Annotated in this window: 14 protein-coding genes; 9 read left to right on the forward strand and 5 right to left on the reverse strand. The window is 67.4% G+C overall.

Annotated features, from left to right (window positions below; translation table 11 throughout):
• Positions 1 to 147 precede the first annotated feature (147 nt).
• Positions 148 to 1764 (forward strand): ATP-binding cassette domain-containing protein, encoded by a 1617-nt coding sequence (locus tag LT948_RS03440; protein WP_073657091.1) that lies wholly within the window; start codon positions 148 to 150, stop codon positions 1762 to 1764.
• On the opposite strand, the gene LT948_RS03445 is transcribed toward LT948_RS03440, so the two are convergent.
• Positions 1730 to 3319, reverse strand: a complete 1590-nt coding sequence (locus LT948_RS03445; protein ID WP_033989350.1) for an antimicrobial peptide ABC transporter ATPase — start codon at positions 3317 to 3319, stop codon at positions 1730 to 1732. The genes LT948_RS03440 and LT948_RS03445 overlap by 35 nt on opposite strands.
• 260 nt (positions 3320 to 3579) lie before the next feature.
• Between LT948_RS03445 and LT948_RS03450 the strand changes: the two genes are divergently transcribed.
• The 3 genes from LT948_RS03450 to lasR all read left to right on the forward strand — a co-directional run bounded on the left by LT948_RS03450 (position 3580) and on the right by lasR (position 8055).
• Positions 3580 to 4011, forward strand: coding sequence for an acetyltransferase (locus LT948_RS03450; protein WP_003082981.1), 432 nt, complete (start codon positions 3580 to 3582; stop codon positions 4009 to 4011).
• A 165-nt stretch (positions 4012 to 4176) separates the two neighbouring features.
• Entirely contained in the window at positions 4177 to 6885 is a 2709-nt protein-coding gene (locus tag LT948_RS03455) for a cation-transporting P-type ATPase (RefSeq protein WP_025324824.1), read from the forward strand.
• 450 nt (positions 6886 to 7335) lie between these two features.
• Positions 7336 to 8055, forward strand: coding sequence for a transcriptional regulator LasR (gene lasR, locus LT948_RS03460; protein ID WP_003082999.1), 720 nt, complete (start codon positions 7336 to 7338; stop codon positions 8053 to 8055).
• On the opposite strand, the gene rsaL is transcribed toward lasR, so the two are convergent.
• Positions 8045 to 8287, reverse strand: a complete 243-nt coding sequence (gene rsaL, locus LT948_RS03465) for a quorum-sensing transcriptional regulator RsaL (RefSeq protein ID WP_003083010.1) — start codon at positions 8285 to 8287, stop codon at positions 8045 to 8047. The genes lasR and rsaL overlap by 11 nt on opposite strands.
• Positions 8288 to 8418: 131 nt before the next feature.
• Between rsaL and lasI the strand changes: the two genes are divergently transcribed.
• Entirely contained in the window at positions 8419 to 9024 is a 606-nt protein-coding gene (gene lasI / locus LT948_RS03470; RefSeq protein ID WP_003083017.1) for an acyl-homoserine-lactone synthase LasI, read from the forward strand.
• A 106-nt stretch (positions 9025 to 9130) separates the two neighbouring features.
• Here the strand turns inward: lasI and lapD are convergent, their stop codons facing one another.
• Together lapD and lapG are read right to left on the reverse strand one after the other, a co-directional pair.
• Complete coding sequence (gene lapD, locus LT948_RS03475; protein WP_023099775.1) at positions 9131 to 11083, reverse strand: cyclic di-GMP receptor LapD; 1953 nt, start codon at positions 11081 to 11083, stop codon at positions 9131 to 9133.
• Positions 11084 to 11797: a cysteine protease LapG gene (lapG, locus tag LT948_RS03480; RefSeq protein ID WP_016263702.1), complete on the reverse strand. Its 714-nt coding sequence runs from the start codon at positions 11795 to 11797 to the stop codon at positions 11084 to 11086.
• 180 nt (positions 11798 to 11977) lie between these two features.
• Between lapG and mexM the strand changes: the two genes are divergently transcribed.
• The 4 genes from mexM to LT948_RS03500 all read left to right on the forward strand — a co-directional run bounded on the left by mexM (position 11978) and on the right by LT948_RS03500 (position 18458).
• Positions 11978 to 13135, forward strand: a complete 1158-nt coding sequence (gene mexM, locus LT948_RS03485) for a multidrug efflux RND transporter periplasmic adaptor subunit MexM (RefSeq protein WP_003140285.1) — start codon at positions 11978 to 11980, stop codon at positions 13133 to 13135.
• The gene (gene mexN / locus LT948_RS03490; protein WP_003140284.1) at positions 13132 to 16242 is read left to right on the forward strand and encodes a multidrug efflux RND transporter permease subunit MexN; all 3111 of its coding nucleotides are present in this window, start codon (positions 13132 to 13134) and stop codon (positions 16240 to 16242) included. Before mexM ends, mexN begins: the two co-directional genes overlap by 4 nt.
• 103 nt (positions 16243 to 16345) lie before the next feature.
• The gene (locus LT948_RS03495; protein WP_003083028.1) at positions 16346 to 17035 is read left to right on the forward strand and encodes a heavy metal response regulator transcription factor; all 690 of its coding nucleotides are present in this window, start codon (positions 16346 to 16348) and stop codon (positions 17033 to 17035) included.
• Positions 17013 to 18458: a sensor histidine kinase gene (locus tag LT948_RS03500; protein ID WP_003083034.1), complete on the forward strand. Its 1446-nt coding sequence runs from the start codon at positions 17013 to 17015 to the stop codon at positions 18456 to 18458. Before LT948_RS03495 ends, LT948_RS03500 begins: the two co-directional genes overlap by 23 nt.
• An 8-nt stretch (positions 18459 to 18466) precedes the next feature.
• Here the strand turns inward: LT948_RS03500 and LT948_RS03505 are convergent, their stop codons facing one another.
• On the reverse strand, positions 18467 to 18874 hold the full coding sequence (locus LT948_RS03505; RefSeq protein WP_003087079.1) for a YbaN family protein: 408 nt from the start codon (positions 18872 to 18874) through the stop codon (positions 18467 to 18469).
• Positions 18875 to 18884: the final 10 nt, after the last annotated feature.

Consider the following 18884-nt stretch of genomic DNA (forward strand, 5'->3'; position numbering starts at 1 on the left):
ACCGCATGGGCGGAGTAGACTGCCGCGGTCTTTCCTTCCTTACGAGGTGTTCGTCCGATGCGCACTTGATGCTGCCGTGTCCGCACGGCCGGTTTTCCGTCCCTGGCCCGAGGGCCCGGGGGAATGCATGGCATCAAGGGGGTATCCATGACGAATACGTCGACCCTGACGCTCGATGGCGTCTCTTTCCAGCTGCCGGACGGCAGCCTTCTGTTTTCCGATCTCGACGAAACCTTCGACACCCGGCACACCGGGCTGGTGGGACGCAACGGCGTCGGCAAGTCGCTGCTCGCGCGCCTGCTCGCCGGACACTTGCAGCCGTCCAGCGGCAGCGTCCGGCGCCAGGGGCGCGTGCGCTACCTGGCGCAGCAGCTCGATCCGGCCGAGTATCCGACCGTCGCCGACCTGGCTGGCGTCCGCCCATGGCTGGAGGCGCTGGCGCGGATCGAGGCGGGTAGCCTCGACGACGCCGACTACGAATGCCTGGGCGAGCGCTGGGACATCCGCCAACGCCTGGCCGACGGCCTGGCCGCAGAGGGGCTCGGCCATCTCCGCGCGGATACCCCGAGCGAGCGCCTGAGCAGCGGCGAATGCATGCGCGTAGCGCTGCTCGGCGCATTCCTCGACGACGCCGACTTCCTCATCCTCGACGAACCGAGCAACCCTCTCGACGGGCCGGCGCGCGCCTTGTTGCGGGCGCGGCTGGCGGCCTGGGACGGCGGCCTGCTGCTGGTCAGCCATGACCGCGAACTGCTCGAGGGCATGCAGCGGATCGTCGAGCTGTCGACCCTCGGCCTGCGCAGCTATGGCGGCGGCTATTCCTTCTACGCGCAGAGCCGGGAGGAGGCGCGCGAGGCCGCCGAGCGCCGCCTGGACCAGCGTCGTCTGGAGCGCAAGCGGCAGACCCTGGCCATGCGCGAACAGCAGCAGCGCCAGGAGCGGCGCCAGGCCAGCGGCCGGCGCGAAGGCAAGACGGCGAACCAGGCGAAGATCCTGCTCGGTGGGTTCAGGGAACGTAGCGAGGTCAGCGCCGGCAAGCTGCGCAATGCCCACCAGGCGGAGCGCGAGCGCCTCGACCGCGAGGTGCGCGAGGCTGCCCGGGAGGTCGAGGAGGCGTCGCCGCTGCTGCTCGATTCGCCCGATGCCGAACTGGCGGCGCAGCGCCGGATCGTCGAGTTGAAGGGCGCGGTCCTGCCGCATCTGCGCGGGCCGTTGCGCGAAATCGACCTGCTCCTGAGCGGTCCGCGACGGCTGGCGCTGGTCGGCCCGAACGGCAGCGGCAAGTCGACCCTGCTGCGGCTGCTGGCCGGGCAACGGGCGCCGCTGGCGGGTACCTGCGCGGTGACGGTGGGCGCCGCCTATCTCGACCAGCGGCTGAGCGTGCTGGACCACGGGCGAGGCGTGCTGGAGCAGTTGCTGGAGGTCAATCGCAGTCGCGGCGAAAGCTGGCTGCGCACGCGCCTGGCGCAACTCGGCTTGCCGGCTGAACGGCTCGCCCAGCCGTGCGCGACGCTGAGCGGCGGCGAACGCCTGAAGGCGGCCCTGGCCCTGGTGCTCTACGCCGACCGGCCGGCGCAGTTGCTACTGCTCGACGAACCGGACAACCACCTCGACCTGGCTGCGCGGCAGGCCCTGGAAAGCATGCTCGGGCAGTACCGTGGGGCCTTGCTGGTGGTGTCCCACGACCCGGTGTTTCTCCGCCACCTGGCGCTGGACGGCGAACTGCGGGCTACTGCCACGGGTTGGCGCCTGGAGGACCGATGAGCTGGCCATCCGCCGCGACCTGCAGGAGGCTGACTCCGCCGTGGCTGAAACCGATGGCGAGGAGTTTGTCGCTGACTGCCAGGCACAGCGGTATGGCGTCTGCCGTGCGGTAGCGCCAGCGACATTCGCCGCTGGCGAGGTCGCGTACCTCGACCTGACCATCGACCAGCGCCAGTGCGATCCATTGTCCGCCGGGCAACGGCGCGAAGGCGCTGACCTGGGCGGACAGGGTCGCGCCCCAGAGCGTGCCGCGGCTCTCCAGGTCGTAGCAGGTCAGGCGCTGGGTACCGTAGGCGTGATGCGGCGAGTTGTAGACCTTGGCGTTGAGCAGCAGGCGATTGCCCAGCAGGCAGCCGTGCAGGTTGTTGAAGTGCTCCGGGTGGCGCTCCAGGCGTAGCACTTCGCGGGTCTTGAAGGTCTGCGGGTCGAGGCGGAACAGGCCCTTGTCCTGGTGCTGCTCCGGCGGATTGCCGGCCAGGTAGAAGAAGGCTTCGCCACGGTCGATGCGCAGATGGTGGTTGAACAGGTCGTAGTGTCCGAGACGGCGCCTGTGGACGATCCGGCCGGCCGGGTCGAGCACGAGGTCTTCCAGGTCTTTGCCCTCGAGGGCGATCTGGCGGGCGAGAAAACCGCCTTGGGCGGATTGCGCCAGCAGATGGCGGCAGTCGCTCAGGAGCAGCGGTTGTCCCGGCGTTAGCGGCACCTTGAACAGTCGCTGGGCGGCATACCCGAGTTGCAGATTGACCAGCAGGCTGTCGTCCGTGGCGTTATGGAAGACCTGCAGGCACTGGCCCCGTTCGGCCAGTTCGAAGCTGCGCAGGCTGTCGTCGGCCAGATTCCAGAGCTCGAGCCGGGGGCTGGCGCGGGCGATGGCCAGGCGTTGTCCGTCGAGAAAGCACAGGTCCCACACCGGTGGACGATGCAGGAACCGCCGATCTTTGCCCAGGGCTAGGTTTTCCAGGATCGGCAGCGCTGCTTCGCGTTGTGTCGAGGCAGGGTAGAGGGCCCAGTCGAAGGGCAGGCGGGTGCCGGGCAGGTCGTCCAGCACCAGTGGGGCGTCGACCGGAAAGGCTAGCGAATGGCGCTGGCGGAACAACGGTCGGTCCTCCAGGTCGTCGCTGGGGGCGACGGTGAAGGCCAGGCGCCGGCCGTCGTCCTCGAAGTCGCAGGCGAGCACTTCGCGGTTGTCGGCGAGCAGCGATTGGATCTTGCCGCTCGCGTAGTCCCAGGCCAGCAGACCGCCTTCGAAGAAGGCGCCGCCGTCGTAGCGTCCGCCGCCGATCACCAGTACGGGCCGGCTCGGGTGCCAGGCGATGGCGTTGAGCGGAAAGCCCAGGTCCGGCAGGACGGCGATGCATTCGAGGTCGCCGCCGCGGTACAGGCGCAGGCTCTGTTCGTAGACGTCGAGCTGTCGGCCCGGGTGTTGCCCATGAAAGGCGCTGGCCACCGCGAGGAGCGCGCCGCCGGGAGCCTGAAACACGGCGTAGGGCTCGCCGATGTCGGCGAAGGCGCAAGCGGGCAGCCTGCGGCCGGAAGGAAGCGGGGAGCTGGGCATGGGCGATACCGGGATAATAGAGTCGGGCGCAGTGTCGTTCATTCGTCGTTTCGGGAAAAGCATGAGAAGCGCGGCTGTTCCGACCGGTCGTTTTCTTCTAGGATGGCGCTCCCTTCCTCCCTCGTCGCCGCCGCTGTGCACCGTCCATGCGTTGATTCGCGCCACGGGCATCCAGGTGACGAACCTCAGCGTGGCGCCCGGCCTGGCGGTCGCGGCTGCCTTTCGTTCTACCTGGAATCTTTCGGATAAAGGAATCCAGCATGCACATTCGCAAGCGCGTCGACGCCGACAACACGGCATTGGTCGACCTGTGGGAACGTTCCGTCCGCGCGACCCACGATTTTCTCAGTGAAGCGGACATCGTCGAGCTTTACCCACAGGTCCGCGACCTGTACCTGCCGGCCGTCGAGGTCTGGGTGCTGGTCGACGACGACGGCGTGGCCCAGGGCTTCATTGGCCTGAACCAGGCGCATGTCGAGATGCTCTTCGTCGAACCCGGGCTGCGCGGCCGGGGTATCGGCCGACGCCTGCTCGATCATGCGCGGGCGACCTGGCCGCGCCTGAGCGTCGATGTCAACGAGCAGAACCCGCAGGCCTGCGGTTTCTATCGACATTATGGGTTCCGCCAGACCGGTCGCTCCGCGACCGACTCGGCGGGGCGGCCGTTCCCGCTGCTGCACATGAGCCTGTAGGAGGGCGCGGCACCTCGCCCTGTGGAGCGAGGTGCCGCGCAACATCCGGAAAAGTTTTCCCCGGCCAGATGCTTTCAACTGCAAGCATCCGTTTGAGACAGGTCAAACGTTGCGGCGCAGGCCTGCCCGATAGTTCTGTTCAACAGAACGAGGCGCAGGAATCCCATGAACGGCATCCCACCCCTGTCTTCCCGCGACGCCCATGCCAGCCCGCCGCAACGGGTGCTGGAACGATTGCACAGCTCCGCCGCCGGCCTGGATGCGGACGAAGCCGCCCGCCGCCTGGCGGCGCACGGCTACAACCGATTGCCCGCGCCGAAACGCCAGGGGCCGCTGCTGCGCTTGCTGCGGCAGTTCCACAACGTCCTGCTGTACATGATGCTGTTCGCCTCGCTGGTCACCGCGCTGCTCGGCTTCTGGGTGGACAGTGCGGTAATCCTCCTGGCGGTGGTGGTCAACGCGCTGATCGGTTTCGTCCAGGAGGGCAAGGCGGCCAACGCGCTGGACGCCATCCGCGACATGCTTTCGCTGCATGCCCTGGTCCTGCGCGACGGCCAGCGCCAGGCGCTGGACGCTGAACGCCTGGTACCGGGCGACGTGGTGCTGCTGGCCTCCGGCGACCGGGTGCCGGCCGACCTGCGGCTGTTCGAAACGAAGAACTTCCATGTCGACGAGTCGGCCCTGACCGGTGAGTCGGTGCCGGTGGAGAAGGGCTGCGTCGCGGTGGCCATCGACGCGCTGCTCGGCGACCGCCGTTGCATGGCCTATTCCGGCACCCTGGTGACCAGCGGCCAGGCGCGCGGAGTGGTGGTCGCCACCGCCGGGGATACCGAACTGGGCCGGATCGGTACGCTGTTGCGCGAAGTCCGCACCCTGGCCACTCCGCTGCTGCGACAGATCGCCAGCTTCAGTCGCTGGCTGGCCCTGGCGATCCTGCTGCTGGCCGGCGCCACCTTCGTCCTCGGCACCCTCTGGCAGGGCCAGCCGATGGTGGACATGTTCATGCTGGTGGTGGCGCTGACCGCCTCGGCGATTCCCGAGGGGCTGCCGGCGATCATGACGGTGATCCTCGCCCTCGGCGTACAGCGCATGGCCCGGCGCAACGCCATCGTCAGCCGCCTGCCGGCGGTGGAGACGCTGGGTTCGGTGACGGTGATCTGCTCGGACAAGACCGGCACCCTGACCCGCAACGAGATGACCGTGCAGCGTATCGTCACCGCCGACCAGGTGATCGAGGTCAGCGGCGCCGGCTACGCTCCGCTGGGTGGTTTCAGCCACAACGGCGAAGGCCTCGATCCCGCCGGACGCGACGATCTGCAGGAGATCGGTCGCGCGGCGCTGTTGTGCAACGAGGCGCGCCTGCACCAGCAGGGCGAGGCATGGCAACTGGAGGGCGACCCCACCGAAGGCGCGCTGCTCAGCCTCGGCCTCAAGCTGGGCCTCGATCCGCAGGCGCTGGCGGCGGAACGGCCACGCAGCGATGCGATTCCGTTCGAGTCCGAGCATCGCTTCATGGCCACCCTGCACCACGACCACGCGGGCCAGGCGATGGTCTACCTGAAGGGCGCGCCGGAGCGCATCCTCGACATGTGCGAGGCTGAACGGGTGGGCGACTCGGTGCGGTCGCTCGACCCGGATTACTGGCGGCGCCTGGCCACCGACACCGCCGCTCGCGGCCTGCGCCTGCTGGCCATCGCCCGACGGGCGATGCCGGCGGAGCAGCGCACGCTGGATTTCGCCGACGTGGAACATGGCTTCACCCTGCTGGCCCTGGTGGGCATCATCGATCCGCCGCGCGAGGAGGCCGTGGCCGCGGTCGCCGAATGCCAGGCGGCGGGTATCGCGGTGAAGATGATCACTGGTGACCACGTCGACACCGCGCGGGCGATCGGAGCCATGCTCGGGATCGGCATCGACCGGCCGGCGCTGACCGGCGCGGAGATCGAACTGCTCGACGACCAGCGCCTGCGCGAAGTGCTGCCGGGCGTCGATGTGTTCGCCCGCGCCAGCCCCGAGCACAAGCTGCGCCTGGTGCAGGCCCTGCAGGCCAGCGGCGAGGTGGTGGCGATGACCGGCGACGGGGTCAACGATGCGCCGGCGCTGAAGCGCGCCGACGTCGGCGTAGCGATGGGCAACAAGGGCACCGAGGCGGCCAAGGAGGCGGCCGAGGTGGTCCTCGCCGACGACAATTTCGCCACCATCGCCAATGCCGTGCGCGAGGGAAGGGCGGTCTACGACAACCTGAAGAAATTCATCCTCTTCATGCTGCCGACCAACGGTGGCGAGGCGCTGATCGTGATCGCCGCGATCCTGTTCCAGTTGACCCTGCCGATGACGCCGGCGCAGATCCTCTGGATCAACATGGTCACCTCCAGCACCCTGGGCCTGGCGCTGGCCTTCGATCCGGCCGAGCGCGGCCTGATGCAGCGTCCGCCGCGCCCGCCGGCGGAGCCCCTGTTGTCGCTGTTCTTCGTCTGGCGGGTGCTGCTGGTCTCGCTGCTGATGATGGCGGGCGCCCTGGGCCTGTTCCTCTGGGAGCTGGAGCATGGCACCGGGCTGGAGCGCGCGCGGACCATGGCGGTGAACAGCGTGGTGGTGTGCGAGATGTTCTACCTGCTCAACAGCCGGCATATCTACGATTCGGTGCTCAGCCGCGAGGGCCTGTTCGGCAATCGCCAGGTCTTGCTGGCGATCGCCGCCTGCGTGGTGCTGCAACTGCTCTATACCTACGCGCCGCCGTTGCAGGCGCTGTTCGGCTCGGTCGGCCTGGCCCCGGGCGAGTGGGCGCGGGTGCTGCTGGCCGGGCTTGGCCTGTTCTGCGTCGCCGAACTGGAAAAGTGGCTATGTCGCCGGGTTCGTGCCCGGCAGGCCTGATGCCGCGAGGTCGCCCCCTTGGCCACGGCGCTGTGCCTTTGCCCGTGCGCCGCGCACCGACGACTGCGCCTCGGATCGCCCGGCCGAGAGCGGTCGCACGCGTGGCGATGGGCCGACAGTGAACCCGGGGACCAGGCGTGACTGGGTATTCAGTTCGCATAAAATGTGATCTAGATCACATTTAAACGTTTGCTTACCCTCTAGGACGGGTATCGTACTAGGTGCATCAAACGCCGCGGTCTATTGTTAAGTGGGACTGAAATGTGCCTTTCCGGCACAACGCCAACTCTATAGAGTGGGCTGACTGGACATCTTCAGGGGTTGTCGGGCACGGGCGCATGCGCCTCGGCAGGAAGCCGGGATTCTCGGACTGCCGTACAACGTGCCGGATATCGGGTGCCGAATCCATATTTGGCTGATTGGTTAATAGTTTAAGAAGAACGTAGCGCTATGGCCTTGGTTGACGGTTTTCTTGAGCTGGAACGCTCAAGTGGAAAATTGGAGTGGAGCGCCATCCTGCAGAAGATGGCGAGCGACCTTGGATTCTCGAAGATCCTCTTCGGCCTGTTGCCTAAGGACAGCCAGGACTACGAGAACGCCTTCATCGTCGGCAACTACCCGGCCGCCTGGCGCGAGCATTACGACCGGGCTGGCTACGCGCGGGTCGACCCAACGGTCAGTCACTGTACCCAGAGCGTACTGCCGATTTTCTGGGAACCGTCCATCTACCAGACGCGAAAGCAGCACGAGTTCTTCGAGGAAGCCTCGGCGGCCGGCCTGGTGTATGGGCTGACCATGCCGCTGCATGGTGCGCGCGGCGAACTCGGCGCGCTGAGCCTCAGCGTGGAAGCGGAAAACCGGGCCGAGGCCAACCGTTTCATGGAGTCGGTCCTGCCGACCCTGTGGATGCTCAAGGACTACGCACTGCAGAGCGGTGCCGGACTGGCCTTCGAACATCCGGTCAGCAAACCGGTGGTTCTGACCAGCCGGGAGAAGGAAGTGTTGCAGTGGTGCGCCATCGGCAAGACCAGTTGGGAGATATCGGTTATCTGCAACTGCTCGGAAGCCAATGTGAACTTCCATATGGGAAATATTCGGCGGAAGTTCGGTGTGACCTCCCGCCGCGTAGCGGCCATTATGGCCGTTAATTTGGGTCTTATTACTCTCTGATCTTGCCTCTCAGGTCGGCGAGCTGGCGATCGGTAATTTGCCCTTCTATATAGAAATGCAAAAGCAGGTATATGGGGAAGGGCAGGTTCTCGCCATTCTCGAAACGACTGCCGCAGGATTGGCTTATCCCGAAGCGGCTCCAGAAAGTTTCCTGGCTTTCCCGTCGGGCGGTGCGGGTGGCCTTTGCCCGGAAGGCCATGTTTTGGGGCTGTGTTCTCTCGTGTGAAGCCATTGCTCTGATCTTTTCGGACGTTTCTTCGAGCCTAGCAAGGGTCCGGGTTCACCGAAATCTATCTCATTTGCTAGTTATAAAATTATGAAATTTGCATAAATTCTTCAGCTTCCTATTTGGAGGAAGTGAAGATGATCGTACAAATTGGTCGGCGCGAAGAGTTCGATAAAAAACTGCTGGGCGAGATGCACAAGTTGCGTGCTCAAGTGTTCAAGGAGCGCAAAGGCTGGGACGTTAGTGTCATCGACGAGATGGAAATCGATGGTTATGACGCACTCAGTCCTTATTACATGTTGATCCAGGAAGATACTCCTGAAGCCCAGGTTTTCGGTTGCTGGCGAATTCTCGATACCACTGGCCCCTACATGCTGAAGAACACCTTCCCGGAGCTTCTGCACGGCAAGGAAGCGCCTTGCTCGCCGCACATCTGGGAACTCAGCCGTTTCGCCATCAACTCTGGACAGAAAGGCTCGCTGGGCTTTTCCGACTGTACGCTGGAGGCGATGCGCGCGCTGGCCCGCTACAGCCTGCAGAACGACATCCAGACGCTGGTGACGGTAACCACCGTAGGGGTGGAGAAGATGATGATCCGTGCCGGCCTGGACGTATCGCGCTTCGGTCCGCACCTGAAGATCGGCATCGAGCGCGCGGTGGCCTTGCGCATCGAACTCAATGCCAAGACCCAGATCGCGCTTTACGGGGGAGTGCTGGTGGAACAGCGACTGGCGGTTTCATGACGGGGACCTGTCGGCTCGCGCCGGCGCGTTCTCTGTCGGAGAGGGAGCGCCTGGCGTCGATGCCGAATCCGCTGTAAAGCGAGTCCGACCCGCTCCGGACTCGCTATCAGGCATCCCCGGACCAGGGCGCCGGGCTGCCGAACAGGCGTCCCATGGCGCCACGCAAGCCCATTTCCCGCAGTACTTCGAGTTCACCGAGGGTTTCCACCTGTTCCGCGATCAACGGTAGATCGATGCTGTGGGTGGTGCGATAGACCGCTTCGATGAACAACCGCTTGTCGCCTTCCCGGTCGACGGCGTGCAGGTAGCAGCCGTCCAGCTTGAGGTAGGCCAGCCCCAGATGGGTAAGGTTGCCGATCAGGCTGAAGCGGCCGCCGAAATGCTGCAGGCCGAGACCGCAGCCCAGTTCGCGCAGGACCTGGCTGAGGCGCTCCAGTTCGGCCGCGGCTGGCAGGTGCCGCTCGTCCAGTTCCAGGGTCAGCTGGCGCGCCTCCTGCGGATGCGCCTTGAGCAGGGCCAGTAGCGGGGCGAACGCCTGCGCATTGCGGACGCTGGCGGCCGACAGGCTCAGCGCCAGCGGCCGTGGATGGCGCCGCAGGTGCTCCAGGCTCTGTTCGAGCATCGCCAGGTCGAGACGCGCGGCCCAGCCGAAACGTTCTATCCAGGGCAGGAAGCGCCCGGCGGCGATGGCCGTGGCCTGCGGGTCGAGCAGGCGCGCGAGGACCTTGTGGTGGAGGACGCGCTGGGTGTCCAGGCAGTCCACCACCGGCTGGAAATAGAGCAGCAGGCGGCGCTCCGTCAGGGCCTGGTCGATCCAGTCGTGCCAGTCCTGGCTGTCGTTGAGCGCCGCGAGCGCGGTGCCGTCCTGGCTCGCCCAGGGCTGGGCGGGCTGGCTTTCGGCCTGGGCCAGGGCCTGGTCGGCACGGGCCAGGAGATCCGCGGGCGAGTCGCCTTCGGCGAACGCGCTGATACCGAGATAGGCGACCGGCGTGAGATCGCTGGCACCGGTGCGGGCAAGGTTCTCCAGGCCTTCGCAGAGTTCCTCGGCCAGGCGTTCGGCCTGCTCGCGGGAGCAACCGGGAGCCAGCACGGCGAACTCGCCGCCGCGGCTGCGGGCCAGCAGCCAGTCGGCGCGCCCTTGCTGGCCGCAGGAGTCGACCAGCAAGCGGGCGACCGCCTGGATCAGTTCATCCGTGCGTTGCCCGCCGAGACGCTGGTTCAGCCCGTTCAGGTCGTTCAGGCGCAGCAGCAGGAGCTGCCCGGCATGCTCGTGCTCGCCGGCACCCAGCTGTTCGTTGAGGCGGGCGTCGAACAGGCGCCGGTTGGGCAGGCCGGTGAGACTGTCCTGGTAGGCCTGGGCGCGTAGCTTGTCGCTACGCGCAGCCTCCTCGGCGAACAGCGTGCGAAGTTTCTCCACCATCTGGTTCATCGCCTGCACCACGCGGCGCAGCTCCGGCGTGCGCGGCAGCCTGGGCAGGCTGAGGAATTCCCGCCGGCTGATGGCATGGGCCTGGCGCACCATCTGGTCGAGCGGGCGCAGTTGGCGGCGCAGCAGCCAGCCGCCAAGCAGCAGGCTCACCGCGCCGCAGGCCAGCAACCAGTAGAGGCTGCCCAGGGCGCTGTCCCACAGGCGCGCCAGGGCGAATTGCGGATGGCTGACCACCTCGACCCGCGCCGCCTGTTCCCAGCCGCGCATGATCAGCGCGTCGCCACCCTGGGGCTGGAGATCCACCAGGCGCGCGAACCAGCCTGGCACCGTGCGCTCGTCATGCGCCTGCACGCGCTCGACCAGCGGCTTGCCGCTCTTGATGTCGATCACCCGGATGCTGGCGAAGTAGCCGCTGTCGAAGATCGAGCTGACCATCAGTTGCACCATCGCCGGGTCGTCCACGTGCGGCGTCAGGGACAGGCCGAGGGCGGTGGCGGCGTCCTGGGCGTGGGAGCGCAACTGGCCGCGCAACTGCTCGCGGGAGTTCTCCACGCTGCTGACGAAGCTGCCGCTGAAGGCGACGACGAGGAACAGGCAGATGGCGAGGAACAATTGCTTGAGCAGTGACATTCAATCCTCCTTGGGGGCGTCGAGGTCGAGGCCTTCGGCGCGCATCTTGGTCAGCAGGTCCTGCCAGCGCGACAGCTTCTTGCTGTCGCCGGTCCGGCGTCCGCCGTCGGGTCCGGGCAGCCAGAGGCCCTCGGCATTGAAGGCGTACACCGGCAACAGGTCGTCGCGTTGCGAAGCGGGGCGGATCTCGCCGATCAGGTTGTCCAGCACCAGTGGGTCGGCGCCCGGGCTGGCGTACCAGGTCAGCACCATGTGCGCCTGGTTCAGGCGCAGGGCCTTGACGTAGGTGATGCGCAGCTTGTCGCTGGCGACGCCGAGGCGACGCAGGGTCACGTACTTGGCGATGGCGTAGTCCTCGCAGTCGGCGGCGCCCTTGACCAGCGCCTCGACCGGAGTCGCCCAGTAGTCTTCCTGTCGCCAGATCTCGATGTCGTCGGTGAAGCGTAGCGATTGGTTGAAGAAGTCGTTGACCGCGCGCAGCTTGGCCGCTTCGTCGAGCGTGCCGCCCTGTTCGAGCAGGCGGCCCCAGTCGCCCAGGCGCGATTTCGCCGCGCCCAGCTCGCCGTAGCGCTGCTCGGCACGGCTCAGTATCGACTCCAGGTCCCACTGCGCCAGCGCCGCGCCGACTGCCAGCAGCAATGTCGCCGCCAGCGACAGCAGCCAGGGGGCGTAGGCCCTGGGGCAGGGCCGGCGGGCGCCGGGGGGTGGGGACATCGAGCGGGCTCCGGAAGGACTCAGCGAAGTCTACGAGAGCGCCGGGCGGCCTGCCAGCGCGGGGTGTCCGGCGAAACTGACAGGATTGTCATTCAGGGGTCAGGGTGGGGTCCCGCTGCGCTGCTTATAAAGAAGAACGAAGTCGGCCGCGCGAGGCCGGCGACTGGGAAAGGTGGACAGATGCAGGCGTTGCGCAGTGGTGGGGGACGGGTCCTGGTGGGCGTGCTGGCGGCGGGCCTGGTCGCCTTCGGCGGTTGGGCATGGCTCGGCGGCGACGCCGGGGCGAAGGCGGCGCCCGCGCCGGCCAGGGTCCCGGTGAACGTGGCGCGGGTGGAGCGGCGCGACGTCGAGCAACAGGTCAGCGGCATCGGCACGGTGACTTCGTTGCACAACGTGGTGATCCGCACCCAGATCGACGGCCAGTTGACCCGCCTGCTGGTGAGCGAAGGGCAGATGGTCGAGGCGGGCGAGTTGCTGGCGACCATCGATGACCGCGCCGTCGTCGCCGCGCTGGAGCAGGCGCAGGCCTCCAGGGCGAGTAACCAGGCCCAGCTGAAATCCGCCGAGCAGGACCTGCAACGCTACCGCAGCCTGTATGCCGAGCGTGCGGTGTCACGCCAACTGCTGGACCAGCAGCAGGCGACGGTCGACCAGTTGCGCGCGACCCTGAAGGCCAACGATGCCACCATCAACGCCGAGCGGGTGCGCCTGTCCTACACCCGGATCACCTCGCCGGTATCCGGCAAGGTCGGTATCCGCAACGTCGATGTCGGCAACCTGGTGCGGGTCGGCGACAGTCTCGGCCTGTTCAGCGTGACCCAGATCGCACCGATCTCCGTAGTCTTCTCCCTGCAACAGGAACAGTTGCCCCAGTTGCAGGCGCTGCTCGGCGGCGAGGCGGCGGTGCGCGCCTACAGCCGCGACGGCGGGAGCGCGCTGGGCGAGGGCCGGTTGCTGACCATCGACAACCAGATCGACAGTTCCACCGGCACCATCCGCGTGCGCGCCTCCTTCGATAACCGCCAGGCCCGGCTCTGGCCCGGGCAGTTCGTCGCGGTGAGCCTGCACACCGGGGTCCGGCGCGACCAGTTGGTGCTGTCGAGCAAGGCGGTGCGCCGCGGCCTGGAGGGCAATTTCGTCTACCGGGTCGCCGCCGACCGGGTCGAGGCGGTGCCGGTGCGGGTGCTCCAGGACATCGACGGCCTCAGTGTGGTGGAAGGCCTGGCCAGCGGTGACCAGGTGGTGGTGGACGGCCACTCGCGGCTGATGCCCGGCGCCCTGGTCGATATCCAGGAGCCGCGCCCGAGCCTGGCCCAGGCCACGGAGCGGCGGCCGTGACGCCGCGCGCCGGGATTTCCGGCTGGTGCGTACGGCACCCGATCGCCACCGCGCTGCTGACCCTGGCCTCGCTGCTGCTGGGGCTGCTGGCGTTCCTCCGGCTCGGCGTGGCGCCGTTGCCGGAGGCGGACTTCCCGACCATCCAGATCAACGCCTTGCTGCCCGGCGGTAGCCCGGAAACCATGGCCTCGTCGGTGGCCACCCCCTTGGAAGTGCAGTTCAGCGCGATTCCCGGGATCACCGAGATGACCTCCAGCAGCGCCCTGGGCACTACCACCCTGACCCTGCAGTTCAGCCTCGACAAGAGCATCGACGTCGCCGCCCAGGAAGTCCAGGCGGCGATCAACGCCGCGGCCGGGCGGCTGCCGGTGGACATGCCGAACCTGCCGACCTGGCGCAAGGTCAACCCGGCGGACAGCCCGATCATGATCCTGCGGGTCAACTCGGAGATGATGCCGCTGATCGAACTCAGCGATTACGCCGAGACCATCCTCGCCCGCCAGCTCAGCCAGGTGAACGGCGTGGGGCAGATCTTCGTGGTCGGCCAGCAGCGCCCGGCGATCCGCATCCAGGCCCAGCCGGAAAAGCTCGCCGCCTACCAGCTGACCCTGGCCGACCTGCGCCAGTCGTTGCAGTCGGCCAGCGTCAACCTGGCCAAGGGCGCGCTCTACGGCGAGGGGCGGGTGTCGACCCTCGCGGCCAACGACCAGTTGTTCAACGCCAGCGACTATGACGACCTGGTGGTCGCCTACCGCCAGGGCGCGCCGGTGTTCCTCAAGGACGTGGCGCGGATCGTCTCGGCGCCCGAGGACGACTACGTGCAGGCCTGGCCGAACGGCGTGCCCGGGGTGGCGCTGGTGATCCTGCGCCAGCCTGGGGCGAACATCGTCGATACCGCCGACGCGATCCAGGCCGCGCTGCCACGCCTGCGCGAGATGCTCCCGGCGACCATCGAGGTAGACGTGCTCAACGACCGCACCCGGACCATCCGCTCGTCGTTGCACGAGGTCGAACTGACCCTGCTGCTGACCATTGGCCTGGTGGTGCTGGTGATGGGCCTGTTCCTCCGCCAGCTGTCGGCGACCCTGATCGTCGCCACGGTGCTGGCGGTGTCCCTGAGCGCCAGCTTCGCGGCGATGTACGTGCTCGGCTTCACCCTCAACAACCTGACCCTGGTGGCGCTGATCATCGCCGTCGGCTTCATCGTCGACGACGCCATCGTGGTCGTGGAGAACATCCACCGACACCTGGAAGCGGGCGCCTCGAAGGTCGAGGCGGCGCTCAAGGGCGCGGCGGAGATCGGCTTTACCGTGATTTCCATCAGCTTCTCGCTGATCGCCGCGTTCATTCCCCTGCTGTTCATGGGCGGGATCGTCGGCCGGCTGTTTCGCGAATTCGCGGTCAGCGTGACGGTGGCGATCCTGATCTCGGTGGTCGCTTCGCTGACCCTGGCGCCGATGCTGGCTTCGCGCTTCATGCCGGCATTGCGGCATGCCGAAGCGCCGAGAAAGGGCTTCGCCGAATGGCTGACCGGCGGCTACGAACGCGGCCTGCGCTGGGCGCTCGGGCACCAGCGGCTGATGCTGGTCGGCTTCGCCTTTACCGTGCTGGTGGCGGTGGCCGGCTACGTCGGGATTCCCAAGGGTTTCTTCCCCTTGCAGGACACCGCCTTCGTCTTCGGCACGAGCCAGGCTGCCGAGGATATCTCCTACGACGACATGGTCGCCAAGCACCGGCAACTGGCCGAGATCATCGCCAGCGACCCGGCGGTGCAGAGCTACAACCATGCGGTGGGCGTCACCGGCGGTAGCCAGAGCCTGGCCAACGGGCGTTTCTGGATCGTCCTCAAGGACCGTGGCGAGCGCGATGTCTCGGTCGGCGAGTTCATCGACCGGCTGCGCCCGCAACTGGCCAAGGTGCCGGGAATCATGCTCTACCTGCGCGCGGCGCAGGACATCAACCTCAGTTCCGGACCCTCGCGGACCCAGTACCAGTACGCCCTGCGCAGCAGCGACAGCACCCAGCTGGCGCTCTGGGCGCAACGCCTCACCGAGCGCCTGAAGCAGGTGCCGGGGCTGATGGATGTGTCCAACGACCTGCAGGTCGGCGCCAGCGTCACCGCGCTGGACATCGACCGGGTGGCCGCGGCGCGTTTCGGCCTCAGCGCCGAGGATGTCAGCCAGACCCTCTACGACGCCTTCGGCCAGCGCCAGGTCGGCGAGTACCAGACCGAGGTCAACCAGTACAAGGTGGTCCTCGAACTCGATGCGCGCCAGCGCGGCCGCGCGGAAAGCCTGGACTGGTTCTACCTGCGCTCGCCGCTGAGCGGCGAGATGGTCCCGCTGTCGGCCATCGCCAAGGTCGCGGCGCCGCGCTCCGGGCCGCTGCAGATCAACCACAACGGCATGTTCCCGGCGGTCAACCTGTCCTTCAACCTGGCTGCCGGGGTGTCCCTCGGCGAGGCGGTGCAGGCGGTGCAGCGCGCCCAGGAGGAGATCGGCATGCCCTCGACCATTATCGGCGTGTTCCAGGGCGCGGCGCAGGCCTTCCAGAGTTCGCTGGCCTCGCAACCGCTGCTGATCCTCGCCGCGCTGATTGCGGTGTACATCATCCTCGGCGTGCTCTACGAGAGTTTCGTGCATCCGCTGACGATCCTTTCGACCCTGCCCTCGGCGGGGATCGGCGCGGTGTTCCTGCTCTGGGCCTGGGGCCAGGACTTCTCGATCATGGCGCTGATCGGCATCGTGCTGCTAATCGGCATCGTCAAGAAGAACGGCATCCTCATGGTCGACTTCGCCATCGTCGCCCAGCGCGAGCAGGGCATGAGCGCGGAGCAGGCGATCTACCAGGCCTGCCTGACCCGTTTCCGGCCGATCATGATGACCACCCTGGCCGCGCTGCTGGGCGCGATACCCCTGATGATCGGCTTCGGCACCGGTTCCGAGCTGCGCCAGCCTCTGGGCATCGCGGTGGTCGGCGGGCTGCTGGTGAGCCAGGTGCTGACCCTGTTCAGCACGCCGGTGGTATACCTGGCCCTGGAGCGGCTGTTCCACCGGCGCGGGGCGACGACCTCGGACGGCGGAACCGCTGGGGCGACGGCGACATGAGGCGTAACGGACACGGCTTTCCTGGACGGCGGCGCGTGGCTAGGATGCAGGCAGGCATGCGTCCCGCCCGGGATGCGAAGGCGAACAGAGGATCGGGCGATAGATGCGGGTACTGATTGTCGAGGACGAGGCGAAGACGGCGGACTACCTGAACCGTGGCCTCAGTGAACAGGGGTTCACCGTGGACCTGGCGGACAACGGCATCGACGGTCGCCACCTGGCGCTCCATGGCGAGTACGACGTGATCGTGCTCGACGTGATGCTGCCGGGCGTCGACGGCTACGGCGTTCTGCGGGCGTTGCGCGAGCGGCGGCAGACCCCGGTGATCATGCTCACCGCGCGCGAGCGCGTGGAAGACCGGGTGCGCGGGCTGCGCGAGGGCGCCGACGACTACCTGATCAAGCCGTTCTCCTTCCTCGAACTGGTCGCCCGCCTGCAGGCCCTGACCCGGCGCGGCGGCAACCACGAAAGCCATTCGCAGATGCGCATCGCTGACCTGTCCATCGACCTGCTCAGCCGCAAGGTCTTCCGCGGCAACACTCGCCTGGAGCTGACTGCCAAGGAGTACGCGCTGCTCTGCGTGCTGGCCCAGCGCAGCGGCGAGATCCTGTCGAAGACGGCGATCGCCGAACTGGTCTGGGACATCAACTTCGATACCGACACCAATGTCGTGGAGGTGGCGATCAAGCGCCTGCGCGCCAAGCTCGACGGTCCGTTCGAGAACAAGCTGCTGCATACCATCCGGGGCATGGGCTACGTCCTGGAGAACCGTGCGCTGGCGGAGTCGGGCTGAGGTGGGCATGTCCTTGTCGACCCGCCTGGCGGGAATGTTCGCCGGCGCCGCGGTGGTGATCTTCGCCCTCATCGGCACCATGCTCTATTGCATCCTCGACCGCCAGACCGAGCGCCTGCAGCAGGGCGAGGTGGACGTGCGCTTCAACATGGTCTCGCGGATGCTCGACCATCCCGACCTGGCCGAGCGCTGGCCGCACCTGCAGGGCAAGCTGGACAACCTGAGCCAGGAGTACGAGCTGATTCGTTTCTGGATCGACAGCGACGACCCGCGCTATCACTACGGGCGCTTCAGCGAACCGGTGCAGCGGCTGATCGCCGATGGCGCCGGCCGCTACGAACTGGAGTTGCCGGAGCACCGGTACGCGCTGACCGCGCGGGTCGGCGTGTTGCCGGCGCGCGAGGGGCGGCCGCGGCTGACCTACGTCACCGCCATCGACAGCGCGGCGTTCCATGAGGCGCGGACCTCCACCCTGAAATGGCTGCTCGGCCTGTCCGCCCTCGGTGTGCTGCTGGCCTCGTTGCTGGGCCACTGGATCGCCCGCCTGGGCCTGTGGCCGGTGCATCGGCTCTCCGAGGAGGCCCGGCGGATCAGCCCGCGGCAGTTGTCGCAGCGCTTGCAGCTCTCGCCGCTGCCGGCCGAGCTGCGCGAACTGGTGGGAGCGTTCAACGGCGCCCTGGACCGCCTGGAGCAGGCCTACGTGCGCCTGGAGTCGTTCAATGCCGACGTCGCCCACGAGCTGCGCACGCCATTGACCAACCTGATCGGCCAGACCCAAGTGGCGTTGTCCCGCGAACGCAGCGGCGAACATTACGAAGAGGTCCTGCAATCCAACCTGGAGGAGCTGGAGCGGCTGCGGGCGATCGTCAACGACATGTTGTTCCTCGCCCGCGCCGACCAGGGACGCTTGGCCTGCGAGCGCGAGGAAACCTCGCTGGCCGGCGAGATCGCCACCACGGTAGATTTCCTCGAGGTGATCTTCGACGAGGCCGGGGTCGGTATCGAGGTGCGCGGCGAGGCCCGCGCGCTGGTCGAGCGCGCCCTGTTCCAGCGGGCGGTGACCAACCTGCTGTACAACGCTGCCCAGCACACCGCCGCCGGCGGCACGCTGCGGGTCGGCGTCGAGCGGCGTGGCGACGAAGTGCGGGTGGCGGTGAGCAACCCCGGCGTGCCGATCGCCGACGAGCACCGCAGGCACCTGTTCGAGCGCTTCTATCGGGTCGACGCGGCGCGCAGCAACAGCGAGGCCAACCACGGCCTCGGCCTGTCCATCGTCAAGGCGGTGGCGAGCATGCACGGCGGTTCGGTGTTCGTCGACAGCGCGGACGGCTGGAACACCTTCGGCTTCACCGTGCTGAGCCCCGAGCGGCGCGGGCCCGGCGACCGCTTGCCGCTGGGCGAGGGCGATCCGGCGCTGTCCTGAGCGGGCCCTCAGGCGTCGTGCGGCGGGCGGGTCTTCTGGCGGAGGATATAGATGCTGACCAGTACCGCGCTGGTCAGCATGAAGCCCTGGGCCCAGGGGCGTCGGACCAGGTAGCAGGAAAGGGCGATGCTGGCCCACATCAGGCCGATGGCGTAGACCTTGCCCTTGAGCGGGATGCCTTCGCCGTCGAGATAGTCGCGGATCCACGGGCCGAGCCGTGGATGGCCGACCAGCCAGTGGTAGAAGCGCGGCGAGCTGCGCATGAAACAGGCCGCCGCGAGGAGCAGGAAAGGCGTGGTCGGCAGCACCGGCAGGAAGATGCCGATCACGCCCAGGGCTACGCTTAGGAAACCCACGGCCTGGAGGCTATAGCGCACCCAGGCACGAGCGCTCGGGCGAATTTCCCGCTGCGCCACCGCGGCGCTC

It is taken from the genome of Pseudomonas sp. CP-1 (assembly GCF_021213715.1).
Classification (GTDB): domain Bacteria; phylum Pseudomonadota; class Gammaproteobacteria; order Pseudomonadales; family Pseudomonadaceae; genus Pseudomonas; species Pseudomonas aeruginosa.